This is a genomic window from Gordonia sp. CPCC 205515 (assembly GCF_048537925.1).
In the GTDB taxonomy this organism is placed as follows: domain Bacteria; phylum Actinomycetota; class Actinomycetes; order Mycobacteriales; family Mycobacteriaceae; genus Gordonia.
On the sequence record NZ_JBCLVJ010000017.1, the window covers coordinates 45,283 to 61,603 of the forward strand.

Sequence of the window (16,321 nt, forward strand, 5' to 3'; positions counted from 1 at the left end):
ACTAGCCACGGGCAAACCGCAGATTTGTCTGCAGCAGCATGACGTTGTAGTCACTCCACCGCGACGCGTTGAAATACAGGTCAGGGGAGTTGCCCTGCAATGCGGGTGAATTGGGCAGCATCATCGGTGCGTAGAGAACGATGACGCCCGGCGGCACGATGTAGGTGGGACTGCTCCAGGGGCCTTGCGGATGATCCGCAGTGCGCAGCTTGATGCCGTTGTCGCCGTCGAGCATCACGTACTTGCCGAGGTAGGGGCTCCACGCGACCGACAGTTCGGTGACGGGTGCAGGAACGACGATGGCCGAGCCGTTGTCGGGTACCTGTGCGATGTCACGGACCCAGCCGAGCGCGCTGCCGGCCCAGTACTCGTAGCCGTCGAAGTTCAGGATGTCCGCCGGCTTGAATCGGGCGAGGAAGGCGGCACCGAATCTGCCGTTGGGCGTGCCGAATTGGTAGACGTATGCGCTTTCCTCAGAGTTGGGACGGCCGGGGGTGTAGGCGCCCTGCTGGAACTTGCCGTTGTTGTACTCGAGGGTTGGCAGGGCCTCCGGAAGATTCACCGAGACCGGCGAATTGAGACGGATCGTGCTCCGGTCGGTCTCCCAGTGCTGTCCGTTGTCGTCGGAGAAGGCGATCGCGGAGAAGTTGGTCACCCAATTGCCCGCCGACCCCCACGACCGGACGGACATGTAGTTGATGAACTGCCGGAAACCGCCACCGGGTCTGGGCAAGGCGATCGCCGCGGTCGGGATGGTGGTGACCTCGACGCCGCTGATGCCCAATGACGCAATGAGTTGCTGGGCAAAGTTCGGCTGGCCCGGGAAAATAACGCTGCCCGAATTCGGGTCGTCGGCAATGCCGTTCGGCACGGTGATGCCGTCGACGAGACGGTCGTCGTTGGTACGCAACAACACGTTGTGTCGCCACTGCTGGCCCAGCGCGTTGCAGTTGCCGAAGGTGTCGCCGAACGCCATGAGGGTTTGGCCGGAGCCGTTGTCCCAACTGACCCCGACGTCGGTCCCGGAGATCGCGAACCGACTGAAGGTTCGGTTGATGCTGAGTGGTCCGGTCACCCACGCCACGGTGCGCGACCGCAGACCGGCGTACAGCGGCAGCGGTCCCTGCGGCCCGAGGTTCGGGATGTCGGAGCTGCCCGACGACCCGCTGGACCCACTGGACCCGCTGGACCCCGACGATCCACTCGATCCGGCCGAACCACTGGATCCGAGCGACCCGAAGTCGATACCGCTCGAGCCGAATCCGGAGTTGCCGCACGGCGCCGCGTCGGCCGGTCCGGCACCGTGACCGAGAGCAACGGCGCACGCGGACGTGGCGACCACGGCCGCCAACGACAGACGAATTGACCGGTTCAAGCGCGGCACGGGACCTCCCAGTCGTTCGACAGCGTGTTACCAGAGTGACAACTGAGGTTATTGTGACGAATGCGCGGGCGAATCTGTGGCATCCTCGGGTCACGATCTGGACTCGGTGGACACAGCGATCTGTTTCGTCGTCCACATCCGCGCTGATCCGGCTTGGTATTCACCGATGCGTTATCGGCTGAGCGGGCTGTCCGAACTCGGGCGAGCGTCCTACCCTGGAACCGGAAACGACGGCACGGTGGATCATGTTCTCCGACAGCGACGGATACCAACGCTTCATGGGGCGCTGGAGTCGTCTGTTGGCGCCCTTGCTTCTCGACTACGCCGGGATCGGCGTGGGTCAGGCAGTGCTCGACGTCGGGTGCGGCACCGGGGCGTTGGCGCATGCGGCAGCAAGAATCCCGGACGTCCACGTGACCGGAATCGATCCGTCGGACGAGTTCCTCCGGGTCGCCCGCGCAGGTGACGGCGCGGACACGATGCGTTTCGTGTCCGGCGGTGCGGAAGAATTGCCGTTCCCCACGGACAGTTTCGACCGGACGATCTCGATGCTGGTCCTCAACTTCGTCGATGACCCCGTCCGGGCGCTGGCGGAGATGGTCCGGGTCACTCGGCCGGGTGGTGTGGTCGCGAGTGCGGTCTGGGACTACGGCGACGGCATGGGCATGCTGCGGACATTCTGGGACGCCGCACGCGACATCGCTCCCCAAGCCGGCACGCGCGACGAACGCCATATGCCGCTCTCCCGCAGTGGCGAGTTGACCGACCTGTGGCGGACGGCCGGCCTGCGAGAGGTCGAGGAGAAATCCCTGTCGATCAGCACCGCCTTCGACTCGTTCGACGACTACTGGCAGCCGTTCGGCTTCGGCCAGGGACCGGCCGGCGCGATGGCCCGCGCGCTGTCCGACGACCAGCGCGCGGACCTGAGATCGCGACTGCACCAACGGTTGATCGGCGATGGTCCGGACCGACCGTTCACCCTCCCCGCCCGTGCATGGGCCGTCCGTGGGACCTGTTAAGGCGTGCTCGCCGCGACGACGGCGCGGGCGAGATTGCGTTCGTGGAGTTGCGACGCGCCCTCGTAGATGCGGAGTGCCCGGACGTCCCGCCACATCCGCGGAACCGGACCCGCGCCGGCGATTCCCTCGCCGCCGAGGATCTGGACCGCACGATCGGCGACCTCGGAGGCCATCTCGGTGCAATACAGCTTGGCCGCCGAGATCCGGTCGCGGGGCGGGCCGGATCGATCGAACTCGCGGGCGCAGTCAAGGATCAGCGCGCGACCGGCCTCCACCTCGGCGTAGCTGCGCCCGAGCATCGCGGCCACGGCGCCGAAATCGGCGAGCGGTTGGTCGAATTGCCGACGTATCCCGGCATGTCGACCGGCCTCTTCGAGGAGCCGGGTGGCCTGTCCGACCGCGGTGGCCGCCACGTGGGTGCGCGCATGGTTGATTCCGCGCATCGCCTGCCGGAGACCGTTCCCCTCAGTACCGCCGAGCAGCGCCTCGTGCCCGACATGGACATCCTGTAGGACGATCTCGGCGATCGGACCCTCCGCGTGCCCGTTCATCTGTTCTGGCAACGACGTGCTGACACCGGGAGCTGTCCGATCGACGAGAAACGCCGACAGTTCCCGGGATTCGGGGTCGGTGCGCGCGAAGACGAGCAGGACGTCGGCCCAATGCCCATTGGTGATGAAGCGTTTCGCACCGTTGAGCACATAGCCGTCGGCGGTGGCCCGAGCGGTGGTCCGCACCGACGTGGCGTCGGTGCCCGCCTCCGTCTCGGTCAGGGCGAACGCGGCGACGCAGTCCCCGTTGGCCATCGGGGCAAGATAGCGGGCTCGCTGCTCGTCGGTACCGAAGGCGGCGATCGCCTGCGACACAAGGCCGATGGTGGTGGAGAACCGTGACCGGTAGACGACCGACGCGCGGGTGAACTCGAGGGTCAGAAGTACCTGTTGCTCGACGGTCCAGCCCATGCCGCCGTGCTCGGGCTCGAGTGTCATGCCGAACAGGCCGAGTTCGGCCATCCGCGCGACCAGGCGCTCGGGAACGCAACCGGTGCGCACCATCTCGGGTTCGGCGGGAATGAGCTCGTCGTCGGTGAATCGGCGAATCGTGGCGAGATAGTCGGGGAAGTCCAATATGCGGGTGGCGTGGGCAATCATGATCAGAGTGTCCTGTCGGTGGTGAAAAGTGTTGTGCGTTCAGGGAATCAGTGCGGGACACCGAAGTGCCCGGACGACTTCTCCGTCGACGAGTTCGTCGATCTGGGCCTCGGAGTACCCGAGCTCGACCAGCAGTTCTTCGGTGTGCGCACCGAGTTCCGGTGCGCCGGTCGTCGACGGACGGTCGATGCTGCCGAGATGCCACGGCGACGCGAGCGTCGGGTATTCGATGCCGTGCGCATCGGTCGCGTCGATGAAGATGCCGGCGGCCTCGACGTCGGGGTTCGTACGGACCTCCCGGTAGGAGCTGATCCGGCCGGCGACGACACCGTTACCGGTGAGCAGCGCCATCGCGTCGTCGGTGGTGAACGTGGCGAAGGTCGCACGGAGCTCGGCCAGGAGTTCTGGGCGATGACGCACGCGCAGAACATTGTCGGTGAAACGGGGATCCGTGGCCAGCTCAGGCCGTCCGATCAGACGGCATAGGCGAGTGAAATGCACTGCCGAATAGGCGGATACGACGATGGAGCCGTCGCTCGTCGGCATGACATCGGCGGCCGGCGCCACTGTGGGCTGGCCGTTGCCCTTGCGGGTGGGCTCGTTCCCGGTGAGGAAGTACTCGCCCCAGTTGGGGCCCTGCAGGTGCACGGCCACCTCGAGCAGCGAGGTCTCGACCGTGTCGCCCTCTCCGGTACGCAACCGACGCACGTAGGCGCCGAGGATGGCCTGGGCGAAGACATGTGCCGCAGCGGCGTCGACCACCGGGAAACCGACCCGCTGCGGTTCACCGTCGGCTTCGCCGGTCACCGACATGATGCCGCTTTCGGCTTGCGCCGCGATATCCAGTCCGGCACGGCTTTTCGACGGTCCGTGCGAGCCGAAACCGGTGACGGTGGCGTACACGATGCCCGGGTATGCCGCGCGGACCGTGTCGGGGCCGAGGCCGAACGAGTCGAGGACGCCGGGACGGAGGTTCTGTACGACGATGTCGGCGCCGGCGATGAGGTCCCACGCGACCGACCGTCCGCGCTGGTCTTTCAGGTCGATCGCGATGGCTCGTTTGTTGCGGTTGTAGTTGCGAATGATGGCCTCGCCGTACAGACCGATCTGCCGGGCGGATTCGCCGTGTACCGGTTCGACTTTGATCACGTCCGCGCCGAGGTCGACCAGGATCTGGGTGGCGGCCGGTGCGGCGATGAACTGTCCGAAATCGACGACCCGGACACCGGTGAGTGGGGCGGTCATCGGATCACCTCCGTGGTGGTGATGGTAGCTGTGCTTTCTCTGGTCGGGTTCATGTCACGTTCGGGGTTGACCAGCAGTGTCGCGGCCGCGCCGCCGACCGCCATGAGGATGCCGGTGAGCGCGAATCCGTGTCCGTAGCCGGTGATCCGGTCGGATGCCGAGCCGACGAAGTAGCCCAGTACCAGCGGCGCGAGGATGCCGGCCATGCTGTAGAAGGCCACCAGGCAGCCCATGACGGTGCCACGTCGACGTGGGTGGACGACATCGCCGATCGCGGTGAACGCCACCGCGAAGGCTGCCGAGTTGAGCGAGAACGCCAACGTGATGAACAGCATCTGCGGTAATCCGGCTGCGAGCAGGGTGAAGGCGACCATGGATACCCCGGACGTGACGACCAGTCCGCCGGCCAGGTAGCCCCGCGATGCCTTTCGTGAAACACCCCGCGCGGTCAGATGATTGGACAACCATCCGGCGCCGATGGCGGTGGCCGCGGCGACCGCATAGGGCAGAATGATCAGTCGTCCGGCCGTGGTGGTGTCGTAGCCCAGGCCGTCGGTCAGGTAGACCGGGAGCCATGCGACCTTCAGCGTCGTTGCCCAGTAGGAGAAGAAGGTGAGTAATCCGATGCCGATGACGGTTCCGGTCAACAGGATTCGGCGCAGCGACCGATCCGCGACCTGCGGGGTGGCGACTGTCTGTGCGACATCCGTGGATTCCGGAGCGTTCTTGCCGAAGGCCAGCCACGCGGCCATCCAGAGGCCGCCGGCAACGATGAGCACCCCGAACGCGGCGTGCCACGACCAGGTCACGATCACCCACGTGAGGATCGGTGCGGCCAGCAGCGGTCCGACCGACGCCCCGGCAGTGACGATTCCGCTTGGCAACGCACGTTTTTCGGCAGGGAACCAGGAGTGGACGGTGTGGGTCGCCAAGGCGTAGGCGGGGCCCTCGGCGAAGCCCAGCGCGATGCGGCACGCCAGCAAGACGCCGAAACTGACCGGGCCGAGCAGCGGAACCATGGTCACGATCCACACCAGCATCATCGCGGCCAGTAGCCAGCGCATGCCGATGCGCGAGGACAGTGCACCGAGCACGATGGCACCGGCCGCGAACAGCCAGAAGAAGGCGCTCTGCAGCAGGCCGAACTGTGCGGGTGTGATGTCGAGGTCCTGCTGGATGTGTACGCCGGCGAAGCCCAGCACCGCTTTGTCGGCGAAGTTGAGCAGGAGGAAGGCGAACAACAGGGAGGTGATCAGCCAGGCCCGCTTGGGGGTGACGACTCTCGTGTGAGTCGTTGGCGCGACCAGGGTTTCGGTCATGAAAGGTCTCCGAAGGGAAGGGGGTGAGTGGGATGGTCAGCGACCGACGAATGCCGGCCGACGCTTCTCCAGAAACGCGGCCGCCGCCTCGCGGGCGTCGTCGGAGTGGAAGCACTGCACCATGCGGTGCACTTCGGTCGTCAGATAGTCAGGGAGCGGGGCGATTTCGGCGTCGAGCACGTTCTGCTTCATGGCGTGCATGGCCATTGGTGCGGATTCGGCGAGGCGCTGGGCGAACGCCGCTGCGGTGTCCATCAGGGTGTCGGAGGTGGTCACTGAGGTGACCAGACCGAGTCTGAGTGCCTCGGTTGCCGAGATCGTGCGGGGATCGAGGAGCAGTTCCCGGGCCCGCGCGACGCCGACGAGTCGGGTGATGAACCAGGCGCCGCCGAGATCTCCGGACAATCCGGCGCGGACAAAAGCGGTGGAGAACTTCGCCCGCTCGGTGGCGATCCGGAAATCGGCGGCGACGGCGAGCGACAATCCGGCGCCGGCGCACGCGCCGTCGATGGCCGCAATGGTCACCTGCGGCAACCGGTGGAAGGCCCGGACCATTCTGCTGACCCGGGTCAACCGCTCGGTATCGGCGGCCACCGAGGTGCCGCGCAAGGTGCGACTGTCTGCGGGCGCGGCCAGGTCGGCTCCTACGCTGAAGTCCGCGCCGCGCCCGGTGAGGATGACGACGCCGACGTCGGGTCGCTGCTCGAGCTCGGCGACGGAGTCCTTGAGCTGTTCGAAGATGCTGAAGGACACGGCATTCCGTCGTCCTCGATTGTCAATCGTCACCGTCGCTACGCGGTCGTCGACTCGATAGTGGATGTGCGCGTCCATACTGCTCCTCGTCGCGGTGTGGCGTGCCTGTGAACCGGCACACACTTATTCAACGAGTCGCAATAGATTGGGTCAAAGACTAGTTTCGGCCCGATTTGACTGTAATTGCCTATCAATTGTCGTAACGGGGTCTACTGCGGGCGTATGTCGGTCCCGGTCTCATATCGCGCACAGAGTCGTTCGTCGGCGGCCTGCGCGTTGAGTTCGGCCGCAGCCACCAGGGAGTGGCCGAGTTGTTTGTTTGTCGCGATCCCGTCGGTCCACAAGTTGATCGATCCTCGGGCGAACGACAGGAACTCGGCGGTGGTGGCGGTGAGTCGTCCCGGGCGATGCACCATGCCCAATCGTCGGGACAGGCCGGGCGAGAGTTCGCGGATCACGCCGCCGCGGTGGCGGGTGTCGATCGCGGTGCGCAGTGAGGCGATTGCGGCGCCACCGCCGGCCATCACCATCGGGAGTAGTGCTCCGCGCTGTGGGACCTCGATCACCACCCGTGGCTCCACGCCGTGTGCGCCCAACGCGGATTCGATGTAATCCCTTGTGGTGGTTCCTCGTTCACCCATCACGAACGGAACACCGGACAATGCCTCGATGGGCGTGGGATCCGGCCAGTAGGCGTCGGTGCCCGGTGGACACACCAGGACGAAATGCTGTTCGACCAGTTCTTCGGTGCTCAATTCGGTGCCGGTGAACGGCAGCGCGGCGAATCCGACCTCGCACGCGCCGGACCGCACCAGATCGACGACGTCGGCGGTGTCGTCGCGTTCTTCGATGTGAAATCGGACGTCGGGCACCTCGGACCGAAACCTGGCCACCCACACTGAGAGTGGATCGGTGGAGATGTCGGAGATCGTCGCGATGTCGATCCGTCCGCGACGGCCCTGCCCGACACTGCGCACGGTGTTCTCCGCGGCCTCGGCCTCCCGCAGGATCAGCCGGGACGGACCGACCAACGCCTCGCCGGCCGGGGCGAGCACCAGGCCGCGGCCCACCCGGTGGAACAGTTCGGTACCGAGATCCTTCTCCAGCTTGCGGATGGCCTGCGACAGTGACGGCTGCGCCACCCGCAGTGCCGCGGCCGCACGATTGACCCCACCGTGTTCGACGACGGCGAGAAAGTACTCGAGCTGGCGCATGTCCATAGGCGAACCGTAGACCTGGTTCTCGGGTCAGGCGACGACGCGAGGGCGAGCGCTCACCCGACCGATCAGACCGGCGCCTCGTGCAGGGACCGCGCGATCTCGTCGAGCATCTTCTCGACGTCGTCGCGTTCGCTGCCCGGGTAGTCGGAGACGAACTCACGCAAGCGGATGCGCTGGGCCTCGAGCAGTTGATCGGCCTCGGCGTCGCCCGCCGGTGTGACGCTCACCTGGTCGCCGCGGATGGTGACCATGCCGCGGTCGGCGAGCGATCGGGCGGTCTCCTCGACAGTGGGCAGCGGGGTGTGGGAATGCTCGGCCATCTGCGCCATGGTGCGGGTGCGTTCCTCGGCGACCCGGCTCACCATCCAGGCCTCGCCGCGCGACAGATCGCTGCCGGCGGTGGCCACCACGATCTCCCAGATCCGCAGCCGGTCCTCGCGGTCGAGGGTGCGCCAGATCTGCAGCCGCAACTCCTCGAGCGACGACCGTTCCGACGGCATGCCGAACGACTCGCCGGGGTCGGGAGTGCTGGTGGCCGTGCGCAGTTCGACTTCGGGCAGGAACCACGACAAGGCGAACGCGAGTAAGCCGATCGGCACCGCCACCAGAAAGACGACGTGGAACGCGTCGGTGAAGCCGTCGAGGAACCAGAATTGGACCTCTCGTGGGCACGACGGCAGCGACACCCGCGACGCCTCGAGGACCTCGGCCGAGCACGGACCGATCGCACTGGCCGGTGGTGACTGGGACAGATGCGATTCGAGTTGGCTGTTGAACACTGCGCCGAAGACCGCTACGCCGACCGCGGAGCCGATGGACCGGAAGAAGGTGGCGCCACTGGTGCCGGTACCGAGGTCGCGGTACTCGACGGCGTTCTGCACCGCCAGCACCAACACCTGCATCACCATGCCGAGGCCGACGCCCAGGATGAACAGGTACAGGCTCGTCAGCCCGTTGGACGTCGAGCGGTCCATGGTGGAGAGCAGGAACAACGCCACCGTGAAGATGGCTGTGCCGACGATCGGATAGATCTTGTAGCGACCGGTGCGGCTGATGATCTGACCACTGGCGATCGACGTGATGAGCAGGCCCAACATCATCGGGATCATCCGCAGACCCGACGACGTCGCACTGGCGCCCTGGACCGCCTGCAAGAACATCGGCAGGAACGTGATGGCGCCGAACATCGCGAAGCCGACGACGAAACCGATGATCGAGGCAGTCGCGAACACCCGGTTGGTGAGCAGTCGTATCGGCATCACCGGTTCGGGAACGCGCAGTTCGACCATCACGAAGGCGATCACCGCGATGACACCGAGCGCGATCAGCAGGAGGATGCGCGTCGATCCCCATCCCCAGATGGATCCGAAGCTCGTGACCAGCACGATGCAGGTGGAGGCCGCAGCGAGCAGGATGATGCCGAAATAGTCGATGTACGGTTTGGTGGTCGTACTGGTCTTCGGCAGTACGATGACGATCGCGATGAGGGCGACGACGCCGATCGGCAGGTTGATGTAGAACACCCACCGCCAGCTCAGGTTGTCGACGAAGAACCCGCCGAGCAGCGGACCGGCGACACTTGCGAGGCCGAAGACCGCGCCGAAGACACCCTGATACCGACCGCGCTCGCGCGGCGGGACGACGTCGCCGATGATGGCCTGAGACAACACCATCAGGCCGCCGGCGCCCACGCCTTGTATCGCCCGGTAGGCGATGAGCTGCACCATCGTCGTCGACGTCCCGCACAGTGCCGAGCCGATGAGGAAGATGACCACACATCCGATGAACAGATACTTGCGGCCGTAGAGGTCGCCGAGTTTCCCCCACAGCGGCGTGGTGGCGGTGGTGGCCAGCATGTACGCGGTGACGACCCAGCTGAGGTGTTCGGCGCCACCGAGATCGCTGACGATCGTTGGCAACGCGGTCGACACGATGGTCTGATCCAGCGCGGCCAGCAGCATCGCGAGCATCAGACCGCCGAAGATCGGCCAGAGCTTGCCCTTGTCGATCTGGGTGGGTCCGGCTGCGGCCGAGGTCATGAGACCCGGGGTTCAGACGACGGTGTGGCCGAGCATGTCCTTCTCGTAGCTAACCGGTGCACCATGAAGATCATTGTGCGGCCTCGACCATGGACATGCACTCGGTTCCGTTCCATTGATACCGACGCGATGTGCCCGGCACCACCGAGGTTCGTTTCTTGTTGCCGTCGCGAGAGTTCGCCGCCGAAATCACCGCGCGTTTGAGGGCTGACGTCGACGAGGTCTGCTGCTGGAGAATCCGCTGCGGCTGGCCGAGGACCTCGCCACCGTCGACCTCTTGTCGGATGGACGGTTGAATCCCGTTGTGTCCGTGGGGACCCCGATGCATAACGACAACTACAAGGCGGCGCTGTACCCCGCGACCCACGATCTCGAGGATTTCTCCAAGAACCGCGTCACCCGACTCCTCGACTGCCTGCGCGGGGAATCGATGAGCGACTTCAAGGGCACCATCGGGATCGAGGTGTTCTCCCGTCGCGTGCAACCACACTCACCGGGCCTGGCCGGGCGCGTCTGGTACGGCGGGGGACTGTCGTCGTCGATCTGGGCGGCGCAGAACCGGCTCAACTATCTGACGTCGTCGGTCGTCACCACCGAGGGCACGTCGTCGCGGGACTTCGCCACCATTCAGGCCGAGCACATCGACGCCTACCGCGCGCACCATCCGGACCCGGACACGGCACGCGTCTCGCAGGGACTCGTGGTGATCCCCACCGACACCGCGACCCCCGACCAGAGCCGCAAGTACCGCGCATACGCCGATGCCCGCCTCGAGCGCACGCTCACCCCGCAGGGTCCGCGGGGCATGCTGTTCTCGCCGGACTACGTCGGACCGTCCGACGAACTCGCCGCACGCCTCTACGCGCACGCAGGATTCCAGCGCGCCGACGAGGTCGCGTTCGCCCTGCCGTTCTCGTTCGACGCCCCGGACTACGCGCAGATCATCTCCGACCTGGCCCTACGTCTCGGCCCGGCGCTGGGGTGGCACCCTGGGTGACGCTCTGTCCGCATCACGTCAGGAGATCTTCCATGCCCACCGCCCACGACGGTTTCACGCTGCCCGCGATCGGTTTCGGCACCTACAAATGCAACGGCGCCGACGGCGTCGACGTGATCTCCCGGGCCCTGGATACCGGCTACCGGCTCATCGACTCCGCCTTCAACTACGAGAACGAAGGGACCGTCGGGCGTGCGGTCCGGGCATCCTCGGTGCCGCGGGACCAGGTGATCGTCACCTCCAAGCTGCCCGGCCGTCATCACGCCTACGACGAAGCGGTCGTCACCATCGAGGAGAGCCTGTACCGGACCGGCCTCGATTATCTCGACCTCTACTTGATCCATTGGCCCAATCCGCGCGTCGACAAATACGTCGAGGCGTGGCGCGCGCTGATCGATGCCCGCGAGCGCGGGCTGGTCCGCGCGATCGGTGTCTGCAACTTCGAGCCCGAACACCTCGAGCGTCTCGACCGCGAAACCGGGGTGCTGCCGGTGGTCAACCAGATCGAACTGCACCCGCGTTTCCCGCAGGCCGAGCTGCTCGCCTATGACGCCGAGCACGGCATCCTCACCGAGGCGTGGAGCCCGATCGGCCAGGGCAACGACCTGCTCGACGACCCGCTGATCAGGGATGTCGCGGAGGGTCGCGGGTACACCCCGGGGCAGACGGTGCTGGCGTGGGCGGCCGCGCGCGGCGCGATCCCACTGCCCAAGGCGGCCTCACCGAACCGGCAGACCGACAACCTCGCCGCCGTCGACCTCACCCTCTCCGACGACGAGATCGCCCGCATCACCTCCCTCGGTCGGCCCGACGGCCGCAACAAGGGGCAGGACCCGCAGACGTGGGAGGAGTTCTGAGGTCCGCGACACGCACCGCCCGACCTGACCGCGGTGTCCGACGGCTTCGGTAGGGTGCTGCGAGTGAATTCGAGCTCTGCTGTGAAGTCAGTGAACGCCCGCATCGCCGAGGAACTCGCCGTCGGCGAATCGCAGGTGGCGGCCGCGGTCAAACTCCTCGACGAGGGGTCGACCGTCCCGTTCATCGCCCGGTACCGCAAGGAGGTCACCGGCAGCCTCGACGACGCGCAGCTGCGCACTCTCGACGAGCGGCTGCGGTATCTGCGCGAACTCGACGAGCGTCGCGACGCGGTGCTGGCCTCCATCGAGGAGCAGGGCAAACTCACCGACGAATTGCGGGCGTCGCTGCTCGCTGCCGACACCAAGGCCCGCGTCGAGGACATCTACCTGCCGTACAAGCCGAAGCGGCGCACCAAGGCACAGATCGCGCGGGAGGCCGGGCTCGAACCGCTGGCCGACCGTCTGCTCGCCGACCCATCGCTGGTCCCCGACGAGGCCGCCGCCGAGTTCGTCTGCGAGGGCTTCGCCGAGACCACCGCCGCGCTCGACGGGGCACGCCAGATCCTCGTCGAACGTGCCGCCGAGGACGCCGAACTCGTCGGCACCATCCGCGAGAAGTTCTGGGCGGGTGGCTCGATGCGGACCGGCGCACGGTCGGAGGCCACGGCCAACACCCCGGCTGCACAGAAGTTCCGCGACTACTTCGACTTCGCCGAACCCCTCGACAAGATGCCGTCGCATCGGGTGCTCGCGGTGCTGCGCGGGGAGAAGGAGGAAGCACTCACCCTGACCCTCGACGGTGGTGAGGACGAGGGATACGAGGCGATGGTCGCGGCCACCCTCGGCATCGACGGCGCCAACCCCGGCCCGGCGACACCGTGGCTGCTCGGGACGGCCCGCTGGGCGTGGCGCACCAAGCTGATGGTGTCGGCATCGATCGAGGCCCGCGTCCGACTGCGGCAACGCGCCGAAGAAGACGCCGTCACGGTGTTCGCCACCAACCTCAAGGACCTCCTGCTGGCCGCGCCGGCCGGCACCCGCGCCACCCTCGGCCTCGACCCGGGCTTCCGCACCGGAGTCAAGGTCGCCGTCGTCGACGCCACCGGCAAGGTCCTCGACACCTGCGCCATCTACCCGCACCAGCCGCAGAAGCAGTGGGATCAGGCCAAGGCCACCCTCGGTGCGCTCGTCGCCCGGCACGGTGTCGAGTTGATCGCCATCGGCAACGGCACCGCGTCGCGGGAAACCGATGCGCTGGCAAGCGAATTGGTCGCCGACATCCGTAAGACCGGTGCCACACCCCCGGTCAAGGCGATGGTCAGCGAAGCCGGGGCGTCGGTCTACTCGGCGTCGGAATACGCCTCCAACGAACTGCCGCAACTCGACGTGTCGCTGCGTGGCGCGGTGTCGATCGCGCGGCGGTTGCAGGATCCGCTGGCCGAGCTGGTCAAGATCGAGCCGAAATCCATTGGTGTCGGCCAGTATCAGCACGACGTCACGCCCAGCACGCTCGCTCGCAGCCTCGATGCCGTCGTCGAAGATGCGGTGAATGCCGTTGGCGTGGACCTGAATACCGCGTCGGTGCCGCTGCTGTCGCGAGTATCGGGCATCACGCCCGGACTGGCCTCGGCAATCGTCGCGCGCCGCGACGAGGCCGGACCGTTCCGCAACCGCAAGGGTCTGCTCGACGTTCCGCGGCTGGGCCCCAAGGCCTTCGAACAGTGCGCCGGCTTCCTCCGAATTCGCGACGGGGAGGATCCGCTCGACGCCTCGGGTGTGCACCCCGAGTCGTATCCGGTGGTGCGCAAGATCGTCGACCGCTCCGGTCTGGCGATCGCCGAACTGATCGGCGACACCCGCACGCTGCGCGGGTTGCGGCCCACCGAGTTCGCCGACGACCGGTTCGGTGTGCCGACCGTGACCGACATCCTCGCCGAACTCGAGAAGCCCGGCCGTGACCCGCGACCGGCATTCACCACCGCGACCTTCGCGGCCGGCGTGGAGAAGGTGTCCGACCTCAAGCCGGGCATGGTTCTCGAGGGTGTCGTCACCAACGTTGCGGCCTTCGGAGCGTTCGTCGACGTCGGTGTGCACCAGGACGGACTCGTGCACGTGTCGGCGATGTCGGACAAGTTCGTGTCCGACCCGCACGAGGTGGTGCGTTCCGGTCAGGTGGTGCGGGTGAAGGTGCTCGAGGTCGACGTCGACCGGCAACGCATCGGGTTGACTTTGCGCCTCAACGACGAACCGGGCGGCGGCGGTCGCGGAAAGCCGGCGAAACCGGCTGGGGGACAGAGCAAGCCCGGAGGCGGTAACCGGGGTGGGCAGAAGGGACAGCGCGGCGGCGGCGATCGTAACCAGCGACGCGGCAACCGGGACCAGCCGGCACCGAGCGGATCGATGGCACAGGCCTTGCGGGACGCGGGGTTCGGGAAGTGACTCCCGCCGGTTGAGCCGATGCGGAGCGCCAGCGGAGCATCGAGTCGAAACCCGGTGAGCCGCAGATGTTCCCGATCACTCGGTGGCGTCAGACGGTGACCGCTGCCGCCAGCGCCGCCAGATCCCGCTCCACCGCAGCGCAATCGGCCTCGAACTGCTCGTCGGTCATGTCCCGCTGGCGCACGGTGAATATCACCTCGGCGCCCTCGGGATGTGCCAGCACGCGAAGCGGATTGGCGACGACCGTGCCATCGGGCAGCGTGACATCGTGGTCGAGGATGCCGTAGCGGTTGGTCGGCTCGAACCGGACGGTCACCTCACCCATCGGTGAGTCGACGACGAGAGTGTCGCCGACCCGACGAACCCCACTGGCCAGACCCGCCGCCCACTGCGGCAGGTTGTCGGGATCGGCGGCAAACGCGTAGACCGCGTCGGCGGTGGTGTCCGGGATGACGATCGACATGTGTCGGCTGTGCATGGTCATGGGTCCGACGTTACCGGCGCACATCGCGGGGTCCGGCCGATTAGGGTGAGTGGATGCCCATCTTGAACAAGGACATGACGCTCTGTATCTCGCTGGCCGCGCGGCCGTCGAACATCGGCACGCGCTTCCACAATTATCTCTATGACGAACTCGGGCTGAACTTCATCTACAAGGCGTTCACCACCGACGACATCGAGGGCGCCGTCCGCGGTATCCGTGCGCTCGGCATTCGCGGGTGCTCGGTGTCGATGCCGTTCAAGGAGGCGGTGATCCCGCTCGTCGACGAGATGGAGGAGTCGGCGGCGGCTATCGAGTCGGTCAACACCATCGTCAACGACGGTGGCCGGCTGACCGCGTCGAACACCGACTACGAGGCGGTGGCGGCGCTGCTCACCGAGCACCGCGTGGACCCATCGTCGTCGGTGGTGATCCGCGGGTCCGGCGGCATGGGCAAGGCGGTGGTCGCGGCCTTCCGCGGTGCCGGTTTCGATGACGTCATCGTGCTGGCTCGCAATGCCGAGGCCGGTGCCGCGCTTGCCGACAAGTACGGCTACCGCCATGCGACGGACGATCCGGCGCCCGGCGCGTCGGTGCTCGTCAACGTCACCCCGCTCGGCATGCGTGGTGCGGATGAGAACACTCAGTCGTTCACTGACGATGCGATCGCCGCCGCCGATGTGGTCTTCGACGTCGTGGCGTTCCCGGCCGAAACACCACTCATCACCGCCGGGCGGGGCGCCGGTAAGCAGGTGATCACGGGCGCTGAGGTGATCGCGTTGCAGGCTGCCCGACAGTTCGAGCGCTACACCGGTGTTGCGATCACCGCCGAGCAGGTGGCCCGGGCCTCGGAGTTCTCCCGCGCCGAGTGAGTTCGTCCGGGACTACAGCGACTGTGCGTGCGGCACTGCGGCGTTGGCGGGTGAGGCGGAGAGCGCCGCGCGCAAGCCGATCGGCGTGACCACGGCGGCCAACGCCGCGCCGTACACCAGCTTGCCCGCCAACGCGGCGGCGAAGGGCAGCGTATCGGCGCCGATCAGCGCCATCACCACGGCGGCCAGCGCAACCGAGATGAGTGCTGACCCCACTGCCATGACCAGCGACCGCTGCCAGAGGGCCGCCGGCAAGCGGCTGCGTTCCGCGGAGGGGGCGATCCGCCCCGCGCGCAATGCTTTACCGGCCATCGCACCCGGGACGAGCGTCGCCATCAGCGCGATCATGAATCCTTGCGGCACAAAGTCGAACACATAGTTACCGAGACCCCACACCTGGACTTGTTTCCCGAAGCCGAACACCACCAGGAAGAACAGCAGACTGAGGACGGTGTTGATGACGATGCTGATGGCGGTCTCGCGCCGAATGTAGGCGTGATTGTGGGACATAATGATTCCGTTTCGTTAGGGTCTTGGTCAGTTTG

14 protein-coding genes and 1 pseudogene are annotated in these 16,321 nt (G+C 66.7%); 5 read left to right on the forward strand and 10 right to left on the reverse strand.

The window, feature by feature from the left end:
* Window position 1: 1 nt before the first annotated feature.
* Complete coding sequence (locus AAFP30_RS23650) at window positions 2-1,384, reverse strand: DUF4185 domain-containing protein (protein WP_419232482.1); 1,383 nt, start codon at window positions 1,382-1,384, stop codon at window positions 2-4.
* A 245-nt stretch (window positions 1,385-1,629) separates the two neighbouring features.
* Between AAFP30_RS23650 and AAFP30_RS23655 the strand changes: the two genes are divergently transcribed.
* Window positions 1,630-2,403 carry a class I SAM-dependent methyltransferase gene (locus AAFP30_RS23655; RefSeq protein ID WP_419232483.1) on the forward strand — a complete coding sequence of 258 codons (774 nt, stop codon included), beginning with the start codon at window positions 1,630-1,632 and terminating at the stop codon, window positions 2,401-2,403.
* On the opposite strand, the gene AAFP30_RS23660 is transcribed toward AAFP30_RS23655, so the two are convergent.
* From AAFP30_RS23660 to AAFP30_RS23690, 7 genes are all read right to left on the reverse strand, one after another.
* Complete coding sequence (locus tag AAFP30_RS23660) at window positions 2,400-3,554, reverse strand: acyl-CoA dehydrogenase family protein (protein WP_419232484.1); 1,155 nt, start codon at window positions 3,552-3,554, stop codon at window positions 2,400-2,402. The genes AAFP30_RS23655 and AAFP30_RS23660 overlap by 4 nt on opposite strands.
* A 39-nt stretch (window positions 3,555-3,593) precedes the next feature.
* Window positions 3,594-4,799, reverse strand: a complete 1,206-nt coding sequence (locus tag AAFP30_RS23665) for a CaiB/BaiF CoA transferase family protein (protein WP_419232485.1) — start codon at window positions 4,797-4,799, stop codon at window positions 3,594-3,596.
* Window positions 4,796-6,118, reverse strand: coding sequence for an MFS transporter (locus AAFP30_RS23670; protein WP_419232486.1), 1,323 nt, complete (start codon window positions 6,116-6,118; stop codon window positions 4,796-4,798). The genes AAFP30_RS23665 and AAFP30_RS23670 overlap by 4 nt, the downstream gene beginning before the upstream one ends.
* Window positions 6,119-6,154: 36 nt before the next feature.
* A complete protein-coding gene (locus AAFP30_RS23675) occupies window positions 6,155-6,949 on the reverse strand; it encodes an enoyl-CoA hydratase/isomerase family protein (protein ID WP_419232487.1) in 795 nt (264 codons plus the stop codon).
* Window positions 6,950-7,080: 131 nt separating this feature from the next.
* Window positions 7,081-8,091 carry a LysR family transcriptional regulator gene (locus tag AAFP30_RS23680; RefSeq protein ID WP_419232488.1) on the reverse strand — a complete coding sequence of 337 codons (1,011 nt, stop codon included), beginning with the start codon at window positions 8,089-8,091 and terminating at the stop codon, window positions 7,081-7,083.
* Window positions 8,092-8,156: 65 nt separating this feature from the next.
* Window positions 8,157-10,130 carry an MFS transporter gene (locus tag AAFP30_RS23685; RefSeq protein ID WP_419232489.1) on the reverse strand — a complete coding sequence of 658 codons (1,974 nt, stop codon included), beginning with the start codon at window positions 10,128-10,130 and terminating at the stop codon, window positions 8,157-8,159.
* Window positions 10,131-10,200: 70 nt separating this feature from the next.
* Window positions 10,201-10,458: a hypothetical protein gene (locus AAFP30_RS23690; protein ID WP_419232490.1), complete on the reverse strand. Its 258-nt coding sequence runs from the start codon at window positions 10,456-10,458 to the stop codon at window positions 10,201-10,203.
* On the opposite strand from AAFP30_RS23690, the pseudogene AAFP30_RS23695 reads away from it, so the two are divergent.
* The 3 genes and pseudogenes from AAFP30_RS23695 to AAFP30_RS23705 form a co-directional block, all read left to right on the forward strand.
* A pseudogene (locus AAFP30_RS23695) lies at window positions 10,360-11,127 on the forward strand (LLM class flavin-dependent oxidoreductase); the annotation flags it as partial. The gene AAFP30_RS23690 and the pseudogene AAFP30_RS23695 sit on opposite strands and share 99 nt — an antisense overlap.
* 32 nt (window positions 11,128-11,159) lie before the next feature.
* Complete coding sequence (locus AAFP30_RS23700) at window positions 11,160-11,984, forward strand: aldo/keto reductase (protein ID WP_419232491.1); 825 nt, start codon at window positions 11,160-11,162, stop codon at window positions 11,982-11,984.
* Window positions 11,985-12,065: 81 nt separating this feature from the next.
* Window positions 12,066-14,423, forward strand: coding sequence for a Tex family protein (locus AAFP30_RS23705; protein ID WP_419232492.1), 2,358 nt, complete (start codon window positions 12,066-12,068; stop codon window positions 14,421-14,423).
* An 88-nt stretch (window positions 14,424-14,511) separates the two neighbouring features.
* On the opposite strand, the gene AAFP30_RS23710 is transcribed toward AAFP30_RS23705, so the two are convergent.
* Complete coding sequence (locus tag AAFP30_RS23710; RefSeq protein WP_419232512.1) at window positions 14,512-14,901, reverse strand: SRPBCC family protein; 390 nt, start codon at window positions 14,899-14,901, stop codon at window positions 14,512-14,514.
* A gap of 59 nt (window positions 14,902-14,960) precedes the next feature.
* Between AAFP30_RS23710 and AAFP30_RS23715 the strand changes: the two genes are divergently transcribed.
* Window positions 14,961-15,776, forward strand: a complete 816-nt coding sequence (locus AAFP30_RS23715) for a shikimate 5-dehydrogenase (protein WP_419232493.1) — start codon at window positions 14,961-14,963, stop codon at window positions 15,774-15,776.
* A gap of 12 nt (window positions 15,777-15,788) precedes the next feature.
* Here AAFP30_RS23715 and AAFP30_RS23720 read toward each other — a convergent pair whose 3' ends face one another.
* The gene (locus tag AAFP30_RS23720) at window positions 15,789-16,286 is read right to left on the reverse strand and encodes a hypothetical protein (protein WP_419232494.1); all 498 of its coding nucleotides are present in this window, start codon (window positions 16,284-16,286) and stop codon (window positions 15,789-15,791) included.
* Window positions 16,287-16,321: the final 35 nt, after the last annotated feature.

Bases quoted from the DNA above. Each gene is read 5' to 3' on its own strand.
- AAFP30_RS23655 (WP_419232483.1), top strand. From the start codon at position 1,630: ATGTTCTCCGACAGCGACGGATACCAACGCTTCATGGGGCGCTGGAGT.
- AAFP30_RS23660 (WP_419232484.1), bottom strand. From the start codon at position 3,554: ATGATTGCCCACGCCACCCGCATATTGGACTTCCCCGACTATCTCGCC.
- AAFP30_RS23665 (WP_419232485.1), bottom strand. From the start codon at position 4,799: ATGACCGCCCCACTCACCGGTGTCCGGGTCGTCGATTTCGGACAGTTC.
- AAFP30_RS23670 (WP_419232486.1), bottom strand. From the start codon at position 6,118: ATGACCGAAACCCTGGTCGCGCCAACGACTCACACGAGAGTCGTCACC.
- AAFP30_RS23675 (WP_419232487.1), bottom strand. From the start codon at position 6,949: ATGGACGCGCACATCCACTATCGAGTCGACGACCGCGTAGCGACGGTG.
- AAFP30_RS23680 (WP_419232488.1), bottom strand. From the start codon at position 8,091: ATGGACATGCGCCAGCTCGAGTACTTTCTCGCCGTCGTCGAACACGGT.
- AAFP30_RS23685 (WP_419232489.1), bottom strand. From the start codon at position 10,130: ATGACCTCGGCCGCAGCCGGACCCACCCAGATCGACAAGGGCAAGCTC.
- AAFP30_RS23690 (WP_419232490.1), bottom strand. From the start codon at position 10,458: ATGCATCGGGGTCCCCACGGACACAACGGGATTCAACCGTCCATCCGA.
- AAFP30_RS23700 (WP_419232491.1), top strand. From the start codon at position 11,160: ATGCCCACCGCCCACGACGGTTTCACGCTGCCCGCGATCGGTTTCGGC.
- AAFP30_RS23710 (WP_419232512.1), bottom strand. From the start codon at position 14,901: ATGCACAGCCGACACATGTCGATCGTCATCCCGGACACCACCGCCGAC.
- AAFP30_RS23715 (WP_419232493.1), top strand. From the start codon at position 14,961: ATGCCCATCTTGAACAAGGACATGACGCTCTGTATCTCGCTGGCCGCG.
- AAFP30_RS23720 (WP_419232494.1), bottom strand. From the start codon at position 16,286: ATGTCCCACAATCACGCCTACATTCGGCGCGAGACCGCCATCAGCATC.